The organism is Cupriavidus sp. 05L411 (assembly GCF_056398045.1).
Window position 1 is genome coordinate 50,958 of the sequence record NZ_JBFTOQ010000035.1, and the last position, 21,213, is coordinate 72,170.

Consider the following 21,213-nt stretch of genomic DNA (forward strand, 5'->3'; position numbering starts at 1 on the left):
CATCCATATGGTGATGCCGATAACAATCTCCAGCACGCGCCAGGCTCAGCCCATGGTGCCCAGGATCACGCTCGACGCCTTGAAGATCGCCAGCGCGCGGCTGCCCTCGGCAAGCCCCAGCGCGCTCACGCTGTCGTTGGTGACAACGGCCACCACGGTGCCGCCGCCATCCAGTTCCAGCGCCACCTCGGCATTGACAGCGCCCGGCAGCACGCGGGTCACCTTGCCAGGCAACTGGTTGCGCGCCGAGAGCCGCAGCCCGGGATCGGGCAGCCCCAGCAGGACCGAGGAAGCCTTGATCAGCGCGAAGGCTTCGGCGCCGGGCGTGAGGCCCAGCGTCTCCACGCTTTCGTGGGTGATGGTGGCGACTACGTGCTGGCCACCCGCGAGCGACAGCGTGACTTCATCATTGACGGCGCCGCCGCGGATCGCGGCCACCTTGCCGAAAAGCTTGTTGCGCGCACTGGTCTTGATCATGAACCGCCGCATCAGGTGAAGGTCGTCCTGCGCCGTCTCGCTGACGTTTCCGAGGCTGGCAAGGTGTTCGATAAAGAGCCGGTGCTCGTGCTCAAGCGCGCGGTAGGTGCGGATCAGGCCGGCGGCGCGCTCGGTCAGCACCGTGCCGCCGCCGCCCTTGCCGCCGGCGGCGCGCACCACCAGCGGCTCGCTCGCGCTGTTGTTCATGGCGTCGATGGCATCCCAGGCGCCCTTGTAGCTCAGCCCGACCGCCTTGGCGGCGGCGGTGATCGAGCCGTGCTCGCCGATCGCGGCCAGCAGGGCGATGCGTTCGCGCCCGCCCCAGTCCTGGGAGCCTGAGCGAAACCAGATCGCGCCGTCGAGTTCTAGCATGCGGGAATGGCGCTACCGCGTGGCAGCGCAGCAAAGTGGCAGAAGGCGCTTATCTTAATGCCAAAGCGCAGCGACACGCGGCAGCCCGCGCGGCCTCAACTTGCCAGCGCATCAGCCCTGGTGAGCCGGGATATACCAGCGCATCATGCTGCCGGCGAAGTACTGGCGATCCAGCTGGCGCAGCAGGCGCCACGCGGTGAAAGCATCAATATCCAGGTTGACCCAGGCCCAAGGGTGGTTTGGATCGCCCTCGCGCATCAGTTCCACGGACGTCACCGGTGCGTAGGTCGCCAGCTTGTCGCGCAGCATCTGTTCGGTCACATCGCGGTGCAGGCCCCGGATGAGTACCTTCATGTCTTGCTCCCGATATGAGGCGGCGCGCACGTGGCGGGCAGCGCGTGCCTCCGTTGTCTAGCTCATTGTAGGCGGCCCGACGCGGGCCGTGGGCCACGCATCGCGCCCTTGGCGGCAGTCAGCCCATGATGTGCGCGCCGCCGTCCACGTACACGGTGTTGCCGGAAATCCGGCGCGCGTAGGGCGTCGCCAGGTAGGCGGTGGCAAAACCGACATCCATGATGTCGACCAGCTCGCCCAGCGGGGCGCGGCCCGCGGCATCCGCCAGCAATTGCTCGAAATCCTTGAGCCCGGACGCCGCGCGGGTCTTGAGCGGCCCCGGTGAAATGGCGTGCACGCGGATGCCGCTCGGGCCGAGTTCGTGCGCCAGGTAGCGGCAGGAGGCCTCCAGCGCCGCCTTGACCGGGCCCATCAGATTGTAGTTCGGTACCACGCGGTTGGCGCCCTCGTAGCTCATGGCGAACAGGCTGCCGCCCTCGCGCATCAGCGGCACCGCGCGCCGCGCCAGGCGCACGAAGGAATGACAGGACACGTCCATGGCCCGCGCGAAGCCGGCCGCCGATGCATTGAGCAGCCCGCCCTGCAAGTCGTCCTTGGGCGCGAAGGCCACCGAGTGCACCAGCACGTCGAGCTGGCCCCATTGCCGGGTGATCCGCTCGAACAGCGCCTGCTCCTGGCCCGCGTCCTCTACGTCGAGCGGCATCAGGATCGTCGCACCCACCGATTCGGCCAGCGGCGCCACATGCGGGTAGGCCTTGTCGTTGAGATAGGTGATCGCGAGCTCGGCGCCAAGCTCGCGGAAGGCCCGCGCGCAGCCCCACGCGATGGAATCCGCGTTGGCCACGCCGACCACCAGCACGCGCGCGCCCAGCAATGGGGGATTGGGTACTTGCACCATGATGTCCCTCGCTTAATGAATGCACGGCCCGGATGGCGCCGCCCGCCTGGTTCAGGTGCCTGTCTTGACGTTGCGCCGCGCCGAAGGCTTGCCCGTCTTGAGAGGCTTGGCCACCTTGCCCGGCTTGGCCGCGCCGGCCACAGCCGTGCCTGCCTTGCGAACGCGTGCGCTGGCTTCCGGCGAAGCGGCTCTGCGCACCGTGCGCGGCGTTTCCACGGGTGCGGGCGCCGGGGGCGCCGCGGTGGCGGGCTGCGCGGTTTGCCGCGCCGTATGGTCGGTGCCCAGCACGCGCGCCACCTCGCGATAGCGCGCCAGGCGGGCGCCTTCGAGCGGCCCCACCACGGTCACGATGCGATGGATCGCCATCATGATGCGATGGCGCAGCGCGCCGTCCGGCACCAGCAGCGGCAGCGCGGCCACGGCCCGCCCGGCGTCCAGCCCCACGATCATGCTCTGCCGCCTGACCGCGGCCTTGACCGTGGCGATGTCCGGCTGCTGCTCCAGGTGCTCGCGCGCCATCTGCCGCATCAGGTTGAAAGGCCGCTCCTCGATGCTGGTGTTCTCGTCCGCCACAAAGCAGAGGATGCGCATGAAGGCATCGAGCGGCGTGCCCTGCTCGATCCCCGCCTCGGCCTCATGGAGGCGCCGCGCGGCCAGTTCCTGGCGCAGCGCCGCGCTCAGCGGCGGCGGGCCGCGCTTTTCGGCGCCAGGCGAGAAGCCCATCAGCGCGGACAGCCATGGCGACTGGTACAACGCCTCGAAAAGCTGCTCCTGGAAGGCGTCGCGCTGGTCGCGCCACGCATCGAGCGTGCGCACGATGGTGTCGGACACCGCGCGCTCCAGCGTGACGAAGGGATTGTCCGGCGCCACCGGCTGGCGCGCCTCGCGCACCGTTGGCGCCAGTGCGGCGATCCACGCCATCCACGGATTCGCGTCCGACGCCAGAGAGCGCTCCAGCCGCGCCGGGTGCATCTGCCGCATCGCGTAGGCGCTCAGCTCGTTGGATACGGCCTGCACCGCCGCCGAGGCGAAGGTGTCGTACAAGCGCTGGTTGACTTCGGCCACGCGGCGCACCACCTCGAACGCACGCTCGTCGTCGCGGCCATCGTCCAGCGCGAGGATGTCGTCGATGGTCCTGCGCTCGAAGCGCATCAGGTAGCGGCCTTCGATCAGTTCCAGGTGCGAGGTGCCCGGCGCGATGTCTTCGATGCGCGCCTCGTACAGCCCTGGCGGCAGCACGTCGATCAGGTCCAGCGCCGAGAACAGCTCGGTGTGCTCGCGATTGGCCACGCCGGCCGAGACGAAGATGCCGAGGTGCCCGACCTTTTCATGCAGGCAGTAGACGATGACCTGGTCGTTGGCGACGATCTCGTCGACGCTGGCGTAGAGATCGGGAATCCAGTTCAGCGCCTGCTGCGGCGGCGTGATGTTGTCGCCCCAGGAAGCAAAGACCACGATCGGCGAGCGCACATTGCGCAGGTCCACCGCGACGCTGCCATCGGCGCTGCGCACCTCGCCGGCGGTGAGGTGGTTGCCAACGAACAGGTTCTGCACGATCCAGTCGATCTCGGCGCGGTTGAGCAGGAAGTGCCCGCCCCACCAGCGCTCGAACGCCAGGAAGCGCTCGCGCTCCGTATCCACCTGCGCATAGACGTCGTAGAGCTTTTTCCAGTACGTATTGGATGGATTGAGCTGCTCGAAATTCTGCACCAGCCAGGCCCCGTCAAAGCGGCCATTGCCGAGATCCGAAGTGAAGGACGACAGCCACGAGCCGCCCAGCAGCCCGCCGCTGTAGCGCATCGGGTTGCGCCCGCGCACGCCCGACCAGTAGGCCAGCGGCGAACCGGCCAGCAGGATGGGGCCGACCAGTTCCGGCGCGGCGGCCGCCAGCATCATCAGCGCCCAGCCGCCCTGGCAGTTGCCGATCACGAACGGCTTGCCCTGCGCTTGCGGATGGCGCTCGGCCACGGTGAGCAGGAACAGCGCTTCGGCGCGCGCCACGCACTCGATGGTCTGGCCCGGGCAAGGCACCGGGAAAAAGGTGACGAAGTAGCAGGGATGGCCGCTACGCAGCGCGATGCCGATCTCGCTGTCGATCTTGAAGCCGCCGATGCCGGGGCCATGCCCGGCGCGCGGATCGATCACCACGAAGGGCCGCTTGGTGTCGTCGGTGACAATGCCGGGCGGCGGCAGGATGCGCAGCAGCGCGTAGTTGGCGGGTTGCGCCAGCGTGCGCGCGTCGATCACCACCTCGTGCTCGAAGATCAGCACCGGCGGCATGCCCTCGCGCTCGTGCTCGAAGGTCTGGTTGCCGCGCTCGCGCAGGATGTCGAGCAACAGGATGGCGCGCTGCCAGGCGTCATGCGCGTAGGACCACGCATCGGACAAAAGCGGTGGCATGCCAGCGGCGGCGCTGCCGGCATGGATGGCGGGATCACGTGCGTTCACTCGGCTTCCCCTTCTACGTTCTACGGTGTGGCGCCGAAGGCAGTCGTTTCCAGGCGATCGCACGGAATTGCTGCCCTGCAGCACAGCACAATCTACCAGTCCGCATCGTGCTTGACAACCCGCTGCATGGGCGGATCCGGGGCCGGGATGACCTGGCGCAAGGTACACGCCAATGTCATCGTGGCGCAGGAAACTTCGCCTATACTGGCCTTTGTTTTTTGCGCGACGCAGCATGTCCGCGCGATCGCACCGCAACCCGACGCACCGGAACGCCGATGACCCACACGCCCGACAAGTACTCCGTCCTGCTGGCGCGCTGCCAGGATTTGCCCGCCATTCCCACCGCGGTGGCGCATCCCTGCGATGCTTCCTCGCTCGGCGGCGCGCTGCAGGCGGCCAGCCTGGGCCTGATCGTGCCGCTGCTGATCGGGCCCGAGGCACGCATCCGCCAGGTGGCCGACGCCAATGCGCTGGACCTTGGCGACAGCGTGCTGATCGACGCGCCGCACAGCCATGCCGCCGCCGCGCGCGCCGTCGCGGCAATCCGCGCGGGCGAAGCCGAGCTGCTGATGAAGGGCAGCCTGCACACCGATGAGCTGCTGCACGAAGTCACCGCGTCCGCCACCGGCCTGCGCACGGGGCGGCGCCTTTCGCATGTGTTTGCGATGGACGTGCCGAGCTATCACAAGCCGCTGTTCATCACCGACGCCGCCGTCAATATCTTTCCCACGCTCAACGACAAGGCCGATATCTGCCGCAACGCGATCGACCTGCTGCGCGTGCTGGGCATCGAGTGCCCCAAGGTGGCCATCCTCTCAGCGGTGGAAACCGTGACCGACAAGATCCCCTCCACCATCGACGCGGCCGCGCTGTGCATGATGAGCCGGCGCGGCCAGATCGAAGGCGGCATCCTCGACGGCCCGCTCGCGTTCGACAACGCGATCAGCCATGAGGCCGCGGTGACAAAGGGCATCGTCTCCGAGGTCGCGGGCGATCCCGACATCCTGCTCGTGCCCGACCTGGAGGCCGGCAACATGCTGGCCAAGCAGCTCACCTTCCTGGCCGGCGCCGAAGCCGCCGGCATCGTGCTGGGCGCGCGCGTGCCCATCATCCTCACCAGCCGCGCCGACAGCGTGCGCGCGCGCATCGGCAGTTGCGCGATTGCCGTGCTGCTGGCGCATGCGCGCCGCACTGGCCAGACGTCCAGCAGGATCTGAACGCCCCGGCGTCTCGGTCGCCGTCCCAGTCACAGTCAACGTCACCGTCACAAGGAGGCTTGCCAGCGTGAGCGCCACCCATCCCACCATCCTCGTCGTCAATGCCGGCTCCTCCAGCGTCAAGGTCTCGGTGTACGCCGTGCCCGAGGCCGCGCACGCCAATGCCGACATCAACCCGGTGCTCAGCGCGCACGGGCAGATCGAAGGCATCGGCGTGTCGCCGCGCCTGACCGCCAGCATGGCGGACGGCCGCGCGGTCGCGGACGAGCGCTTTCCGGTGGCGCAGGTGGCGGATCACGACGCGGCCTTCCGCCTGATCCGGCTGGTGCTCAGCATCGGGCTGCGCGATGCGCCGCCGGTGGCGATCGGCCATCGCGTGGTGCATGGCGGCGCGGATTTCTCCGCTGCCGTGAAGATCGACGACGACGTCATTGCCAAGCTGGAAGCATTGATCCCGCTGGCGCCGCTGCACCAGCCGCACAACCTCACGGCGATTCGCGCGGTGCGCGCCGCCGCGCCGGTGCTGCTGCAGGTCGCCTGCTTCGACACCGCCTTTCACGCCGGGCACGACCCGCTGGCGCAACTGCTCGCGCTGCCTTACGAATACTTCGAACGCGGCATCCGCCGTTACGGCTTTCACGGCCTGTCCTACGAGTACATCGCGCGCCGCCTGCAGCAGATCGCGCCCGACCTGGCACAGGGCCGCGTGATCGTGGCGCACCTGGGCAACGGCGCCAGCCTGTGCGCCATGCGCGACGGGCGCAGCGTGGAATCCACCATGGGCCTGACCGCGCTCGACGGCCTGCCGATGGGCACGCGCTGCGGCGCCATCGATGCCGGCGCCATCCTGTGGCTGTCGCAGCAAGGCATGAGCACCAAGGATATCGAGACGATGCTGTACCAGGAGTCAGGGCTGAAGGGACTGTCCGGCGTCAGCAGCGACATGCGCGCCCTGCTGGCCAGCGACGCGCCGCGCGCGCGCCTGGCGATTGATTTCTACGCCTATCGCGCGGCGCAGGAAATTGGCAAACTGGCGGCCACGCTGGGCGGCCTGGATGCGCTGGTGTTCACCGCCGGCATCGGCGCCAACTCGCCGCCCGTGCGCGAAAAGATCTGCGCGCGGCTGGCGGAGCTGTTTGGCATCAGCCTGGACGCGGGCGCCAACAACGAAAATCGCCAGCGCATCAGCCGCGACAACAGCCGCGTGCCGGTCCTGGTACTGCCTACCGACGAGGAAGGCATGATCGCGCTGAATACCGCACGCATCATGATGGAGCAGAACGCGCTCGCGTAGCGCTCCCGAGACGCTAGCGCTAGCGTGCGAGCGGCCTACGTTTGCAATGCGGATTCGGCGCGCGTATCCAGAACGTTGCGTTGGACAAGGCAGTGCAGGCCCATGCCGATCTTGGCGCGACGGATCTGGATGCCAGCCCTTCGGCGACCACGCGTTCGCCGAAGGGCTGGTCGATGCGCAGGATCAGTCAGCGCAAGCAGGAAGGCCGCCAACCCACGGCGCGCCCCGCTCCCGCATTGCGCTCCCCCTCCATCGACGTCAATTACTGGTTCCGCTCCGTGATGACGAGCGGGATGCGCACGTCGCCAACCGTCATGACCGCCTGCAGGGGCAGGGCCGAAGCCGGCAACGACGTGGCAGTGAACGCGCGCGATGGCGATGCGAAGCGCAGCCATGCCGGCAAGGCCGTTCCGTCCATTTGCGTCACCCTCACCTCGGCACCATTCGCTGCGCCAGGAATTGCCTGCGCGGGCAACGCGAACCGGAAGTGACTGCCCGGCCTGGCCATATCCTTCGGCACCGACACGGCGATAAGGTCCGACGGATTGCCAGTTGCCTTCAGGCTCACCGTGACCGTGATGCCATGCGGATCGTCGGCAGGCGCCCTCGAACCCGCGGCCGCGGTCGATGCGTCACCACCGCTGACGTTGCCGCCGGATGAGCCGCTGCTGCCTGACGACGAGGTGCCGCCGATCGAGGAGCTCGAACCACCGTTCGATGTGTCGCCGCCGCTGGAACTGCCGCCGGACGAGCCGCTGCCGCCCGAGGACGACGAAGAGCCACCGCTCGACGAGCTACCGCCAGACGATCCGCTGCCACCCGACGACGAGCTGGAACCGCCACCGGAGCTGCCGCCGGACGAGCCACTACCGCTCGACGAGCTCGAACCACCGTTCGACGTATCACTACCGCTGGAGCTACCGCCAGATGAACCGCTGCCACTCGACGACGAGGAGCTACCACTCGACGAGCTCGAGCCACCGCTCGACGTATCACTACCGCTGGAGCTACCACCGGACGAGCCGCTGCCGCTCGACGACGACGGCGAGCCACTCAACGAACCCGATCCACCGCTCGACGTATCACTTCCACTGGAGCTACCACCGGACGAACCACTGCCGCTTGACGACGACGACGGCGAGCCACTCGACGAACCCGACCCACCGCTCGATGTATCACTTCCACTGGAGCTACCACCGGACGAGCCGCTGCCACTCGACGACGAGGAACTGCCGCTCGACGAGCTCGAAGCACCGCTCGATGTATCACTACCGCTGGAGCTACCACCGGACGAACCACTGCCGCTCGACGACGACGACGGCGAGCCACTCGACGAACCCGACCCACCGCTCGATGTATCACTTCCACTGGAGCTACCACCGGACGAGCCGCTGCCGCTCGACGACGACGACGGCGAGCCACTCGACGAACCCGACCCACCGCTCGATGTATCACTACCGCTGGAGCCACCGCCAGACGATCCGCTGCCACCCGACGACGAGCTGGAACCGCTGCCGTAGCTACCGCCGGACGAGCCACTACCGCTCGATGACGAGGAGCTGCCGCTCGACGAGCTCGAACCACCGCTCGATGTATCACTACCGGTGGAGTTACCGCCAGACGAGCCGCTGCCACCCGACGACGAGCTGGAACCGCCACCGGAGCTGCCGCCGGACGAGCCACTACCGCTCGACGACGAGGAGCTGCCACTCGACGAGCTCGAACCACCGCTCGATGTATCACTACCGCTGGAGCCACCTCCGGACGAGCCGCTATCGCCCGACGACGACGAGCCACTCGACGAACCCGATCCACCGCTCGATGTATCACTACCGCTGGAGCTACCACCGGACGAAACACTGCCGCTCGACGAGCTCGATCCACCGCTCGACGTATCACTTCCGCTAGAGCTATCGCCAGACGAGCCGCTGCCACCCGACGACGAGCTGGAACCGCTGCTGGAGCTGCCGCCGGACGAGCCACTACCGGTCGACGAGTTCGAACCACCGCTCGACGTATCACTACCACTGGAGCTACCGCCGGACGATCCGCTATCGCTCGACGAGCTCGATCCACCGCTCGACGTATCACTACCGCTGGAGCTACCGCCGGACGAACCGCTACCACCCGACGACGAGGAGCCACCACTCGACGAACCCGACCCACCGCTCGACGTATCACTACCGCTGGAGCTACCACCGGACGAGCCGCTGCCACTCGACGACGAGGAGCTACCGCTCGACGACGAGGAGCCACTCGACGAACCCGATCCACCGCTCGACGTATCACTACCACTGGAGCTACCACCAGACAAGCCGCTGCCATCCGACGACGAGGAGCCACTCGACGAACCCGATCCACCGCTCGATGTATCACTACCGCTGGAGCTGCCACCGGACGAGCCGCTGCCACCCGACGACGAGGAGCCACTCGACGAACTCGATCCACCGCTCGATGTATCACTTCCGCTGGAGCTACCGCCAGACGAGCCGCTGCCACCCGACGACGAGCTGGAACCGCTGCTGAAGCTGCCGCCGGACGAACCACTGCCACTCGACGACGACGAGCCACCGCTCGATGATGAACTGCTGCCGCTCGAGGACGAGGAGCCGCTCGACGAGCTCGATCCACCACTCGATGTATCACTTCCACTGGAGCTACCACCGGACGATCCGCTGCCGCCCGACGACGAGCTGGAACCGCTGCCGGAGCTGCCGCCGGACGAGCCACTACCGCTCGACGACGAGGAGTTGCCGCTCGAAGAGCTCGATCCACCGCTCGATGTATCACTACCGCTGGAGCTACCGCCAGACGAGCCGCTATCGCCCGACGACGAGCTGGAACCGCTGCTGGAGCTGCCGCCGGACGAGCCACTACCGGTCGACGAGTTCGAACCACCGCTCGACGTATCACTACCACTGGAGCTACCGCCGGACGATCCGCTACCGCTCGACGTATCACTTCCGCTGGAGCTACCGCCAGACGAACCGCTGCCGCTCGACGAGCTCGATCCACCACTCGATGTATCACTTCCACTGGAGCTACCACCGGACGATCCGCTGCCGCCCGACGACGAGCTGGAACCGCTGCCGGAGCTGCCGCCGGACGACGAGGAGCTACCGCTCGACGAACCCGATCCACCGCTCGATGTATCACTTCCGCTGGAGCTACCACCGGACGAACCGCTACCGCTCGACGACGAGGAGTCACTCGACGAACCCGATCCACCGCTCGACGTATCACTACCGCTGGAGCTACCACCGGACGAACCGCTGTTGCCGGACGAAGAACCGCTACCCGACGAGCCGCTACCGCTCGATGAGCCAGTGCCATCGGGCTTGCCGCCGCTGGAGCTGCCACTCGACGAACCGCCGCTGCCACTCGAACTGCCGGAGGATGGATCCAGTGGCGGCGGCGACGGCATCGGCACGGGAACGGGCGCCGGCGCCGGAGGCGGCGGAATCGGCACCGGGAATCCACCCGACGATCCAGGGCCTCCCGACGAGCTGCCGGACGATCCGCTACCGCTAGAAGAGCCCGATCCGCTGGAGGAACCCGAGCCACTCGACGAACCCGAACCACTCGATGATCCCGAGCTACTCGACGAGCCCGAGCCACTCGATGAACCCGAGCTACTCGACGAACCCGAACCGCTCGATGATCCCGAGCCACTCGATGATCCCGAACCACTCGACGAGCCCGAGCCGCCAGACGAACCGGAGCCACTCGACGAACCCGAACTGGAGCTGGTGGCACACCCGCCGAAAACGCAAAGGACAGGCGCGCTGGTCCCTGACGCAGCCGCCGCCCAGATCGGCGCCTTGGCGGTGGTATCACTTGCAGGCGTGGAAATCTGGGTGACGGTCTGAGTCGTCTGGAGGAGCTTTTTCCATGCCGCATTGGTGGGATCCTTCATCTGCGCTGGAGTCAACGCGGTCCCTCCTACCTGTGCAACGGCTTGCTTGTTTTGATTGTTCCAGACTCCCCACGCGGTATCGGGGGGAGGAAGGGAGCCGCTCGGCCCGCCGATCAGGCCGCCTCCACTGCCATTGTTTACCAGCCCGCTCGCATAGCTCGTATCGATCTCTTGCAGGGGTAGGTTTGCAGTCTCCAATTGCCCCACCAATCCACCCGCATAGACCGAGCTCTTGCCGGAAATCGTGGCACTGACGTCTCCCGTGGCATAGCTGTTAAGGATCAGCGTCGAGCTTGAATAGCCGACCAGGCCACCTGCTCTGGCAACATAGGACTTGACACCGGTGGCCGCTACGGATCCCGTGGCATAGCTTTGCTCGATGTGCCCCAAAGCGTTCCCGATCAGGCCACCAACAGCGTCGCCCCCACTCACCGCTCCCGTGGCAAAAGAGGCCGACAGGTAATCAGAAAAAGGACTGACGTATTGCCCGAACAGCCCGCCGACCGCGAGCTTGCCGGTGACCGATCCGGTTGCGTAATCCCAGTACAGCCCCCAAGACAAGTAGTTGCCGTAGATCATCTGGGCATCAGCGGTGTTCTCGACAAAACCGACGAGACCACCTACGTTGGTTGAGTTTGGAGCCGTCACGTCAACCGTGGCATAACTATGCGTCACGCCGCCCAGCATGATATGCCCGATCAACCCGCCGACATCATCGGCCGAGCCCGAGACTTTCCCGCTACCGCTGACGTAGCTATTGCCGACCGTGCCTTGGAATTCATAGCCGACCAAGGCCCCGACCTCTCCCTGCCCGGTCACGCCACCAGGGCCGAGTACAAGGCCGACGTTGCGGATGGCTCCGCTGTTCTGCGAGAACAAGCCTACCTTGTCCGTCGTCGGCAGGTTGATCTCCAGCCCGGTGATCCGGTGTCCCAGTCCGTCAAATGCCCCGGTAAAGGCTCCGTGGTTGGCACCCGCCATGCCAATCGGCGTGAAGGCGCCGCTCAGCGCCACGTCGCTGCCCAGGAAGTAGTATCCGTTCAGCGACAGGTTCTGCAAGTCCGACTGCGACTTGATCTGGGTGTAGGTATTGCCGTTGATGACCAGGCTGCCGCTCGAATTGAAATCGACACGCCCGGTGAAGCCACCACCATTCAGGCTGACTCCCATCCTTACGGTGCCGCCGCTGACTGTGGTGCCGGTGTTCATCGCCAGCGAGCCCTGCCCGCTCACGCTGGCCACGGCATTGAAGTTGATATTGTTCTGCGCGTTCAGCGTTAGCGTGTTGACGTTCCACGTCACCGCATCGTTGACGTGGATACTGCCGTTGTCGGTGGTGCTGGTCCCCGCCGTGGCGCCATCGGTGGAGCTGATCGTGACATTGCTGGTGGCCAGCTTCGCGCTCAGCGCCGCGCCGGTGATGTCGCCGCCCGACGCGGCAATGGTGTAATTGTTCGGGTCGATCAGCCAGTTCCCGGTCCGGCCCTGCGGCGCGCGCGTATCCACCGTCGCGCTATCCGCGATCTTCACGTGCGAGCCCGACGTCTCCACGAAGCCGCCATCCCCGCCCAGCTTGCCGCCGCGCGCGCTGAGGGTGCCATCCACCGTGGTCAGGCTGTTGGCATTGCCCAGATCGGCGATCGCGATCACGCTGCCGCCCTTGCCCGCGCTCTGCGCGGCGGCGTCGGCGTTGATGATGCCGCTCTGCTGAATGGCATCGCTGGCCAGCAGGCGCACCGTGCCGCCGTCGCTGGTCAGGCCGGTGGCCTCCAGCGTGCCGGTGTTGCGCACCACGCCGCCCTGCAGGCGGTCTGCCGCCTGCGCCGACAGGATGATCAGCCCGCCCGGCGCGCGCACGGCGTTGCCGTTCTCCACCAGCGCGGCGATGGTCGCCGGCGTCACCAGGATATTGGCCAGCGTGCGGTTGCCGCCGAACTTCAGTTCGTAGGCCTCGCCCGCGGCCAGCGCCACGGTGCCCAGTTGCGCGACGATGACGCCATGGTTGCGCACCTCCGGTGCCAGCAGTGCGACGTACCCGCCCAGCGCGGCCGTGATCTGCCCGTCGTTGACGATGCTGCCGGTGGCGCCGTTGCGCGTGAAGCGGTAGTTGCCCGCCATGAAGTCGGCATTGGTAATGCCGTGCGTGGTCGCCACCAGGCTGCCCACGTTGATGCTGGCGGTCGGCCCGAAGTACATGCCCGCCGGGTTGACGAAGAACACTTGCCCCGGCGCGTTGATGTTGCCGTAGATCTGGCTGGGGTTGCTGTCCAGCACGCGGTTGAGGATGGCTGCGCCTGCCGAGGGCTGCTGGAAGTTGACCGTGGCCGCGCTGCCCACGTTGAAGCTCTGCCAGTTGACCACCGCGTTCTGCGAGGTCTGCGTGACGTTCGTCGTGTTGCCGCCGGTGCTGATGCTGGCCTGCCCCGCCGCCACCTGCCCGCCGGTGGGCAGCTGGTTCGGCGCCGGCGGCGCGGCATGCGCCAGGCCGATGCCGGCCAGCGCCGCCACCAGCGGCTTGATGGCCAGGCGGGCGCGCGTTGCGACGACGCCCACGCTGCGGCTGGCCTTGCCGCGACTGCGCGCGGTCTCTGCCACGACGACCCAGGCACGCACGAGTTCGCTCCAGATCAGGCGATAGATCTTGTTCATAGACGGACTTCCGGGAAACTTAGAACGACAGGCTGGCGGTCAGCCAGACGCGGTTTTTGATCAGGGAGCCGTCCTGGTCCTTGCCGGACGGCGTGGCGTTCGGATTGCCGCCGATGCGGTGCGCCCAGGTCGCGCCCAGGTTCACCCCGCGCCCGGGCTGCCACTGCACGGCCAGCCCCGCCCCTTGCAGGTGGTAGCTGTTGGCCAGCGGCGCGCCGGGGAAGTTGTTGTCCCGATTGACCGTGACGTGGCCCCAGTCATAGAAGCCAGACAGCGACACCCCGTACGGCAGGCGCCAGCGCAACTCCAGGTTGACCAGTTGCCCCTCGCTGCCGCCGCCCTCGCCGATCGGGTAGGCGCGCACGCCGCTCGGGCCGCCCAGGTAGAACTTCTCCGACGAATCCAGGTTCTTGCTGGCCATCTGCCCGGACAGCATGGCCGTGGCCGACAGTGCATCGGTCAGCACCTGCTGGCGCGACATGCCGTAGCGCAGCTTCAGGAACTGGCCGGCAGTGCGCGCCGTCATGGCGTCGGCGGCCTGCGTGGGCGACTGGCCCAGGTTCAGGTTGCCTCCGGTGAAAATCGCGCTGGCGGTGTTGGAGCCGCCGCGGCCCAGGTTGTCGAACAGGTTGCCGCTCAGGCCCAGGCTCAGCGTGTTGTCGAAATAGCGGCTGGTGGTGACCTGACTGGCCTCGTTGTCGTAGGTCTTATGGTCGTAATTGGCCACGAAGTAAAGGTTGCGCTGGCGCGCGCGGATCAGCGGATAACTCGCCTCCAGGCCTACCGTGTTGGAGTTGCCGCGCGCGTTCAGCGCCTTGAAGTCATCCGCCACCAGCCGGTAGTCCAGCCGCGAGGCGTTGGCGCCAACGCGCCAGCCGTCATAGCCCACCGGCACCGTGTAGCCTAGCCGCAGGTAGCGGTAGCCCTCGCTCAGCAAGCCGTTGGCCAGCAGCTGGTCGCCGAAACCCGCCAGGCTGTTCACGCTGGCGTTGCCCACCAGCCGCGCCGCGCCGGTGGAGCGCGCGCCCTGGTTGTCCATGGCCACATTGCCGGTCGCCAGCGGCGTTTCCACGAAATTCAACGCCAGGTCGGTTTCCTGCTCCTGCGTGCCCGGCTGCAGCCGCCCCACCAGCGAGATGCCCGGCAGGTCGTTGGCCAGCAGCAGCGCGCGGTCCAGCGTCTCGGTATTCAACGGCTGGCCCACGGGCTGGTGTGCAGCGAAGCCGGCGATGATGCGCTCGCGGCTCACGCGCTGCGGGCCCTGGCCCTCGATGCGCACGCCGCCGAACACGCCTTCCACCACCTGGATGGTCACCACCCCCTCGCGCACGTCCTGCGCGGGCAGGTAGGCCCGCACGACCCAGCCCGCCGCGCGGTAGGCCTCAGCCACCGCGGCGGCGGCGGCCTGCAGCTCGCTGAAGTCCAGCGGCCGGTTCAGGAAGCCTGCCACCACCGGCGCGAGCTGCGCCTCGCGCATCTGCTTGTTGCCGGCAAAGCGGAAGGCCTTGACCGTCACGGTGGCCTCGCCGCGCTGGCGCATCGGCGGCGGCGCCGCCGCGCGGTCCGGCGCCACCGGCCGCGGCAAGGCCGGCGGCAGCTCGGGCTCGATCTGCTGGCGCAGCGCGCCGGCGTCGGGCGGCGTCTGCGCGAGGACAGGACCGGCCGCCAGGGCAGTCAGGCACAGACCCACCAGTTGCCGCACACCGGCGGGCACCCGGCCGTAAGAACAGGAAATAGGACTACGCATTGGAGAATGAAATCAGAGACTTTTATATAGGCTCCGACTCTATCCAACGGCCAGCCAGAAAAGCTGACAAGTCCTGACATTGGCAAAAACGACCCCACAAGCGACCGCGGCTGGGCTAAAGTCCCGCCGGCCGTCCGCCTCGCTTTGCTACGATGGCTAGCGCTGCGCTAACGGTCCGTTGGGGGATGACGCGCTTGGGATGACGCGCTCGCAAAGTACCTTGGAGACAAGGATCGCTAACCGCGTACGAGATAGGCTTGGCGCAAGCGCTCGGCATCCACCTTGAGCACGTCGCCCAGGTAGGCATCGATGCCGCCGTAGTCCTGCTCGATGACATGCATCGAGGCTTCCAGGTAGGAGGCCTTCACCGCCAGCAGCGGCCACATCACCGCGGGATCGACACCGAACTGCGCCGCGCCGGCGCTCATCTTCTGGTTGAAGCCCTGGTTCCAATGATTCGATTCCAGGTAGTTGGCCATGATGATGCCGCGCTCCACGCCCAGGCCGGCCAGCAGCAGCATCGAGGCAAAGCCGGTACGATCCTTGCCCGCGGTGCAGTGATACAGCAGGTTGCCGCCCTGCTCCGCAGTCTTCAGGAAGCCGCCAAAGGCGGCCTGGTACTTGCGCGGAAAGTCACCATAGACCTCCAGCATGAAGGCTTCCATCTGCGCCGCGCTGCCGTCGCGCAAACGCGGCATCAGCTCGGCCATCGACATGCTGCCTTCGAGCACCGGTGTGGCGACCCAGCGGAAGGCCTCGCCAAAGGGGCTTTCCGCGGCGGTCTTCTCACCGGCCGAGCGGAAGTCGATCACCATGTCCAGCTGCAATGCGCGCAGCCGTTCCATATCCGCCGCGCTGGCCAGGCCCGGGTTGCCGCTGCGAAACAGCTTGCCGGCACGCACGCGGTGGCCGTCGCGCGTGGCGAGGCCGCCGAGGTCGCGCAGATTGACCACATTGTCCAGCGCAAGCGCTGCGTTGCCCGGCACGCCGGCACCTTGTGATGGCGCATCGGCCATGTTTTCCTGCATCGTGTGTCCCTGCCCTGTCTTTGTCGTTCGGTGGCGCGCGCACCGCACGGCACGTGTTGGCGGCTCAGCGCGCGCGATAGGCCGGCACATGCCAGCGCGTATGGCAGCCAGCAATATAACGGCGATCGAGCTTCGCCACCAGTTTCCACACGCTCATCGGGTCCACATCGTCCAGATCCAGGTCGACCCAGGCCCAGGGATGCGCACCGTCGCCCTCGCAGATCAGCTCGATGTCCTTGACCCGCACGTAGGCGGCCAGCGCCGTGCGCAGCGCGGATGCGTCGACTTCGGCACGTAGTCCTCTTACTAAAACCTTCATCATGCACTCCAGAGTTTTCAGATCACGTTCGCGCGGCTCACCAGTGTGCGGGGCCGCCGGTTGTTGCGCTCGCTGCGCAACGCACGCAAGTCCTTGTATCGCAATGAACTGAAAGTCTGACCGCTTGGCGCATCGAAATTTCCCTGTGCGAGCCGGTTCTTTGATCCGCGTCATATGCGCCCGGATCCACCCTCGACAGGCACTGTTGGCCGGCACGATAATTTCCCCATGTCGAACGCGGCAGCCCGGCCGCAAGCCGGTCTCCCGCCTCCGCCAGGTCTTCACGGAACGCCGCCGAACGACGCCGCCACCCTGCCAGTCACAGGCTAGCCATTTGCCCGCGCGTGACGTCCGCCTTCCCGTGTCGAACCAAGATCAACAAGACAAGAAAAGGGAAAGCAATGACAGACCCGCGCACTCCAACCCAAGCCGTCCGCGCAGCCGCCCCCACCGCCATCGGTGTGGCTGCCGCCGTGCCGCAAGCCGCGCCCGGCAAATCCACGCCATGGGGGCTTTACGCCGCCGTCCTGGTACTGATCGGCATACTCGCCCTGCCCCTGCCCCCGGACCTGCCGGTGGCGGGACATCGCATGCTGGCGATCCTCGCCTTTGCCATCGTGGTGTGGATCACCGAGGCGGTCTCCTACGAGGCCAGCGCCATCATGATCACGTCGCTGATGGCCGCACTGATCGGCTTTGCGCCCACGGTGGCCGACCCGGCCACGCAATACGGCACCTCCCGCGCGCTCGGCATGGCGCTGGCAGGGTTCTCCAACACCGCGCTGGCGCTGGTTGCCGCCGCCCTATTCATCTCGGCGGCAATGACGGTGACCGGGCTCGACCGGCGCATCGCRCTGGTCACGYTGTCSGCCATCGGCACCAGCACGCGGCGCATCCTGATCGGCAGCATCGTGGTGACCATCGCACTGTCGCTGGTGGTGCCGAGCGCCACCGCGCGCAGCGCCTGCGTGGTGCCGATCATGATGGGCGTGATCGCGGCCTTCGGGGTCGACAAGAAATCCAATATCGCCGCCGGCATCATGATCACCGTGGCCATGGCCACCAGCATCTGGAACGTCGGCATCCAGACCGCCGCCGCGCAGAACCTGCTGACGGTGGGCTTCATGGACAAGCTGCTGGGTGAGCGCATCACCTGGCTGCAATGGCTGATCGCCGGCGCGCCGTGGGCCATCGTGATGTCGGTCGTGCTGTATTTCCTGGTGCGGTTCCTGTTGCCCGCCGAGACCGAGGCCATCCCCGGCGGCAAGGAAGCCGTGCAAAAGGAACTCGCCGGGCTGGGCCCGATGAGCGGCCCGCAGAAGCGGCTTGCCGCCGTGTCCATCGGGCTGCTGCTGTTCTGGGCGACCGAGGGCAAGCTGCACCAGTTCGACACCGCCACCGTGACCTTCGTCGGCCTGGTGATCCTGATGATGCCGCGCATTGGCGTGATGGACTGGAAGACCATGCAGCAACGCACGCCGTGGGGCACGCTGATCGTGTTCGGGGTAGGCATCAGCCTGGGTACCGCGCTGCTCACCACGCAGGCCGGTCAGTGGCTGGGCAAGTTCGTGGTGGCCAACTCCGGGCTTGCCACGCAAGGCCCGATCCTGGTGTTCGCCATCCTGGCCGCCTTCCTGATCCTGATCCACCTCGGCTTTGCCAGCGCCACCGCGCTCACCGCGGCGCTGCTGCCGATCCTGATCTCGGTGCTGCAGACGCTGCCGGGCGATATCAACCAGATCGGCCTGACGATGCTGCTCGGCTTCACCGTGAGCTTCGGCTTCATCCTGCCGATCAATGCACCGCAAAACATGGTTTGCCTGGGCACGGACACCTTCAACGGCAAGCAGTTCGCCAAGGTCGGCATCCCCGTGACGGTGATCGGCTACGCCCTGATGCTGCTGTTCGCCGCCACCTACTGGCGCTGGCTGGGCTGGATCTGAGCGCATACCGGGACAAGGAACGAACATGAAGATAACACTGCAATCCGCCACCCGGCTCGCCCGCGACCTGCTCGCCGCGCAAGGCGTGCCGGCCGACATCGCCAACGACGTGGCAGAGCACCTGGTCGAGGCCGACCGCTGCGGCTACACCAGCCACGGCCTGTCGATCCTGCCCAACTACCAGCGCTCGCTGGCAACCGGCAACGTCAACCCGGCGGGCCGCGCCGAATGCGTGCTCGACCGCGACAGCCTGCTGGTGTTCGACGGCAACGGCGGCTTCGGCCAGCACGTGGGCAAGCGCGTCATCGAGACCGCCATCGAGCGCGTGCGCCAGCACGGCCACTGCATCGTCACGCTGCGCCGCTCACACCACCTGGGCCGCATGGGCCACTACGGCGAGATGGTGGCCAAGGAGCGCTTCGTGCTGCTGAGCTTCACCAATGTGATCAACCGCTCCCCGGTGGTGGCCCCCTACGGCGGCCGCACCGCGCGGCTGACCACCAACCCGCTGTGCTTCGCCGGGCCGATGCCCAACGGCCGCCCGCCCCTGGTGGTGGATATCGCCACCAGCGCCATCGCCATCAACAAGGCCCGCGTGCTGGCCGAGAAGGGCGAGCCCGCGCCGGAGAACAGCATCATCGACAGCGACGGCAACCCCACCACCGATGCCGGGGCCATGTTCAGCGAACACCCGGGCGCGCTGCTGCCCTTCGGCGGCCACAAGGGCTACGCGCTCGGCGTGGTAGCCGAGCTGCTCGCGGGCGTGCTGTCAGGCGGCGGCACCATCCAGCCGGAGAACCCGCGCGGCGGCGTGGCCACCAACAATATGTTCGCGGTGCTGATGAACCCGGAACTGGACCTGGGACTGAGCTGGCAAGGCGCGGAGGTGGAAGCCTTCGTCAACTACCTGCACGACACCCCGCCCGCCCCGGGCTTTGACAACGTGCAATACCCGGGCGAGTTCGAAGCCGCCAACCGCGCGCTAACGACCACCCACCTGGACGTGAACCCTGCGATCTGGCGCAACCTGGAAACCCTGGCAAAGGAGCTTGGCGTGGCGCTGCCGGCGGACTGAACCGGCGGGGCGGCTTGAGCCGGGGCAGGGACATGGCCGGTGCTGGCACAATACGGCCCATGGAACGTCTCTGGTCGAATTTTCTCAAGCTGGTGCTGCTGCTCATCCTGGGCGCGGCCCTGCTCGGCACGCTCACCGTGCTCGTCGCTCAGCGCCAGCTGCCCACGCTGGATGCGCTCACCACTTTCCGCCAGTCGCCCGGCTACGTGCCCATCGGCGAGATACCGCCCAAGCTGACGCAGGCGGTGGTAGCCATCGAGGACGACCGCTTCTACCTGCATGACGGCATCGACTATGTCGGCGTGATCCGCGCCGGCGTGGCCAACCTGTCCGATGAGCTGTCGCAGGGCGCCTCCACCATCACCATGCAGGTAGCGCGCAATTTCTTCCTCTCGCGCGAGAAGACCTATACCCGCAAGCTGTATGAGGTGCTGCTGGCTTACCGGATCGAACACGCCATGAGCAAGGACGAGATCCTCGAGCTCTACATGAACAAGGTCTACCTTGGGCAAGGGGCCTATGGTTTTGCCGAGGCGGCCGAGACGTATTTTGGCAAGCCGGTGGGCGAGCTGACTTTGGCGGAATGCGCGATGCTGGCCGGATTGCCAAAGGCGCCTTCGGCGAATAACCCGGTGGTGAATCCCCGGCGTGCCCGGCAGCGGCAAGCTTATATCTTGCTGCGGATGCTGGAGTTGGGGAGGATTGGGAGAGGAGAATATGATGCGGCGTTGTTGGAGCCGTTGAGGTTGAAGTAGGTTGCCCTGCGGGGTTGGTCGCTGTTTTTTTGAGCGGCGTTGGTTTTTGCACCCAAAGGCCATACGACATCCCCCTGCGGGGGCTGCCGGTCACTCTTCTTTGCGTCGGCAAAGAAGACTAACGAGAAGAAAGCCGACCCTGCCGGGAGCAGAGCAATCGGGCTATTTGGGCCTCGGTGGTTGCGTCGTACGGCCCGGAGTGTTGGCTGGCCTTTGCCATACCGGCTTGTAGGTCATCTCTACGGCATGACCCAATGGTCACGTTGTGGTGCCCCTGATCGCTTTGCTCGGTGCGCGTTCGGGCATCTGCCGTTACCGGTGCGCGCCATCACGACACATCGCCTGCCAATGGTTTCGTGGTGGGGCGGGCGCGGTGGTCAAGGGCTTGGGCATATCAATCTGGTGCCACCGCGCCCACGACGGAACCGGTGCGCTTGCAACTTCGTGGCCGGCCACGCTGCGAGCGACAGACGGCTTGAAGCACGTGATGTCTGCTACCGGGGGCCTCACCACGCATCCCGGAAGCTGGCAGGGTCGTGGTCAGTCAAGCCGGTACCGGCAGAAGCCCGCCGGCACTCCGGGCCATACGACGAAATCATCGATATTCGAGAGCCTTATTGCTCTGCTCCCGGCAGGGTCGGCTTTCTTCTCGTTAGTCTTCTTTGCCGACGTGTATAGACCGGGGACATGGGTGACACATGTACGAGGACATGGTTGACAC

General features: G+C 66.8%; 18 protein-coding genes and 1 pseudogene. 11 read left to right on the top strand and 8 right to left on the bottom strand.

Annotated elements, in window-relative coordinates:
• Positions 1 to 45: 45 nt before the first annotated feature.
• From AC1DQR_RS30210 to AC1DQR_RS30225, 4 genes are all read right to left on the bottom strand, one after another.
• Positions 46 to 849: a TOBE domain-containing protein gene (locus AC1DQR_RS30210; protein ID WP_477134310.1), complete on the bottom strand. Its 804-nt coding sequence runs from the start codon at positions 847 to 849 to the stop codon at positions 46 to 48.
• A 111-nt stretch (positions 850 to 960) separates the two neighbouring features.
• The gene (locus AC1DQR_RS30215) at positions 961 to 1,203 is read right to left on the bottom strand and encodes an RNA recognition motif domain-containing protein (RefSeq protein ID WP_043344225.1); all 243 of its coding nucleotides are present in this window, start codon (positions 1,201 to 1,203) and stop codon (positions 961 to 963) included.
• Positions 1,204 to 1,321: 118 nt separating this feature from the next.
• Positions 1,322 to 2,101, bottom strand: coding sequence for an enoyl-ACP reductase FabI (gene fabI, locus AC1DQR_RS30220; protein WP_416047744.1), 780 nt, complete (start codon positions 2,099 to 2,101; stop codon positions 1,322 to 1,324).
• 51 nt (positions 2,102 to 2,152) lie between these two features.
• Entirely contained in the window at positions 2,153 to 4,549 is a 2,397-nt protein-coding gene (locus AC1DQR_RS30225) for a DUF3141 domain-containing protein (RefSeq protein WP_477134311.1), read from the bottom strand.
• Positions 4,550 to 4,824: 275 nt separating this feature from the next.
• On the opposite strand from AC1DQR_RS30225, the gene AC1DQR_RS30230 reads away from it, so the two are divergent.
• The 8 genes from AC1DQR_RS30230 to AC1DQR_RS30265 all read left to right on the top strand — a co-directional run bounded on the left by AC1DQR_RS30230 (position 4,825) and on the right by AC1DQR_RS30265 (position 12,924).
• Positions 4,825 to 5,766 (top strand): phosphate acetyltransferase, encoded by a 942-nt coding sequence (locus tag AC1DQR_RS30230; RefSeq protein WP_416047742.1) that lies wholly within the window; start codon positions 4,825 to 4,827, stop codon positions 5,764 to 5,766.
• A 67-nt stretch (positions 5,767 to 5,833) separates the two neighbouring features.
• Entirely contained in the window at positions 5,834 to 7,060 is a 1,227-nt protein-coding gene (locus tag AC1DQR_RS30235) for an acetate/propionate family kinase (protein WP_477134312.1), read from the top strand.
• An 80-nt stretch (positions 7,061 to 7,140) separates the two neighbouring features.
• Positions 7,141 to 7,551 (top strand): hypothetical protein, encoded by a 411-nt coding sequence (locus AC1DQR_RS30240; RefSeq protein ID WP_477134313.1) that lies wholly within the window; start codon positions 7,141 to 7,143, stop codon positions 7,549 to 7,551.
• A gap of 78 nt (positions 7,552 to 7,629) precedes the next feature.
• The gene (locus tag AC1DQR_RS30245) at positions 7,630 to 8,580 is read left to right on the top strand and encodes a hypothetical protein (protein ID WP_477134314.1); all 951 of its coding nucleotides are present in this window, start codon (positions 7,630 to 7,632) and stop codon (positions 8,578 to 8,580) included.
• An 84-nt stretch (positions 8,581 to 8,664) separates the two neighbouring features.
• Positions 8,665 to 10,929, top strand: a complete 2,265-nt coding sequence (locus AC1DQR_RS30250; RefSeq protein ID WP_477134315.1) for a hypothetical protein — start codon at positions 8,665 to 8,667, stop codon at positions 10,927 to 10,929.
• A 1,185-nt stretch (positions 10,930 to 12,114) separates the two neighbouring features.
• Positions 12,115 to 12,426: a hypothetical protein gene (locus AC1DQR_RS30255; protein ID WP_477134316.1), complete on the top strand. Its 312-nt coding sequence runs from the start codon at positions 12,115 to 12,117 to the stop codon at positions 12,424 to 12,426.
• Positions 12,427 to 12,687: a hypothetical protein gene (locus AC1DQR_RS30260; RefSeq protein ID WP_477134317.1), complete on the top strand. Its 261-nt coding sequence runs from the start codon at positions 12,427 to 12,429 to the stop codon at positions 12,685 to 12,687.
• On the top strand, positions 12,688 to 12,924 hold the full coding sequence (locus AC1DQR_RS30265) for a hypothetical protein (protein WP_477134318.1): 237 nt from the start codon (positions 12,688 to 12,690) through the stop codon (positions 12,922 to 12,924).
• Positions 12,925 to 13,169: 245 nt separating this feature from the next.
• Here the strand turns inward: AC1DQR_RS30265 and AC1DQR_RS30270 are convergent.
• From AC1DQR_RS30270 to AC1DQR_RS30285, 4 genes and pseudogenes are all read right to left on the bottom strand, one after another.
• Positions 13,170 to 13,625 (bottom strand): annotated as a pseudogene (locus tag AC1DQR_RS30270) (two-partner secretion domain-containing protein); the annotation flags it as partial.
• 19 nt (positions 13,626 to 13,644) lie between these two features.
• Complete coding sequence (locus AC1DQR_RS30275) at positions 13,645 to 15,372, bottom strand: ShlB/FhaC/HecB family hemolysin secretion/activation protein (protein WP_416047740.1); 1,728 nt, start codon at positions 15,370 to 15,372, stop codon at positions 13,645 to 13,647.
• Positions 15,373 to 15,608: 236 nt separating this feature from the next.
• The gene (locus AC1DQR_RS30280) at positions 15,609 to 16,400 is read right to left on the bottom strand and encodes a tyrosine-protein phosphatase (protein ID WP_416047739.1); all 792 of its coding nucleotides are present in this window, start codon (positions 16,398 to 16,400) and stop codon (positions 15,609 to 15,611) included.
• Positions 16,401 to 16,464: 64 nt separating this feature from the next.
• Positions 16,465 to 16,719, bottom strand: a complete 255-nt coding sequence (locus tag AC1DQR_RS30285) for an RNA-binding protein (protein WP_416050438.1) — start codon at positions 16,717 to 16,719, stop codon at positions 16,465 to 16,467.
• Between the two features lie 401 nt (positions 16,720 to 17,120).
• On the opposite strand from AC1DQR_RS30285, the gene AC1DQR_RS30290 reads away from it, so the two are divergent.
• The 3 genes from AC1DQR_RS30290 to AC1DQR_RS30300 are packed head-to-tail and all read left to right on the top strand — an operon-like array spanning position 17,121 to position 20,492.
• On the top strand, positions 17,121 to 18,662 hold the full coding sequence (locus AC1DQR_RS30290) for a DASS family sodium-coupled anion symporter (protein ID WP_477134319.1): 1,542 nt from the start codon (positions 17,121 to 17,123) through the stop codon (positions 18,660 to 18,662).
• A 25-nt stretch (positions 18,663 to 18,687) separates the two neighbouring features.
• Complete coding sequence (locus AC1DQR_RS30295) at positions 18,688 to 19,737, top strand: Ldh family oxidoreductase (protein WP_416047737.1); 1,050 nt, start codon at positions 18,688 to 18,690, stop codon at positions 19,735 to 19,737.
• Between the two features lie 59 nt (positions 19,738 to 19,796).
• Positions 19,797 to 20,492: a transglycosylase domain-containing protein gene (locus tag AC1DQR_RS30300; RefSeq protein ID WP_309409935.1), complete on the top strand. Its 696-nt coding sequence runs from the start codon at positions 19,797 to 19,799 to the stop codon at positions 20,490 to 20,492.
• Positions 20,493 to 21,213 lie beyond the last annotated feature (721 nt).

What these genes read in the sequence shown, in the direction of transcription:
- AC1DQR_RS30275 (WP_416047740.1), bottom strand. Translation starts at nt 15,372, where the DNA reads ATGCGTAGTCCTATTTCCTGTTCTTACGGCCGGGTGCCCGCCGGTGTG.
- AC1DQR_RS30280 (WP_416047739.1), bottom strand. Translation starts at nt 16,400, where the DNA reads ATGCAGGAAAACATGGCCGATGCGCCATCACAAGGTGCCGGCGTGCCG.
- AC1DQR_RS30265 (WP_477134318.1), top strand. Translation starts at nt 12,688, where the DNA reads ATGGCATCGCTGGCCAGCAGGCGCACCGTGCCGCCGTCGCTGGTCAGG.
- AC1DQR_RS30300 (WP_309409935.1), top strand. Translation starts at nt 19,797, where the DNA reads ATGGAACGTCTCTGGTCGAATTTTCTCAAGCTGGTGCTGCTGCTCATC.
- fabI (WP_416047744.1), bottom strand. Translation starts at nt 2,101, where the DNA reads ATGGTGCAAGTACCCAATCCCCCATTGCTGGGCGCGCGCGTGCTGGTG.
- AC1DQR_RS30285 (WP_416050438.1), bottom strand. Translation starts at nt 16,719, where the DNA reads ATGAAGGTTTTAGTAAGAGGACTACGTGCCGAAGTCGACGCATCCGCG.
- AC1DQR_RS30215 (WP_043344225.1), bottom strand. Translation starts at nt 1,203, where the DNA reads ATGAAGGTACTCATCCGGGGCCTGCACCGCGATGTGACCGAACAGATG.
- AC1DQR_RS30210 (WP_477134310.1), bottom strand. Translation starts at nt 849, where the DNA reads ATGCTAGAACTCGACGGCGCGATCTGGTTTCGCTCAGGCTCCCAGGAC.
- AC1DQR_RS30230 (WP_416047742.1), top strand. Translation starts at nt 4,825, where the DNA reads ATGACCCACACGCCCGACAAGTACTCCGTCCTGCTGGCGCGCTGCCAG.
- AC1DQR_RS30295 (WP_416047737.1), top strand. Translation starts at nt 18,688, where the DNA reads ATGAAGATAACACTGCAATCCGCCACCCGGCTCGCCCGCGACCTGCTC.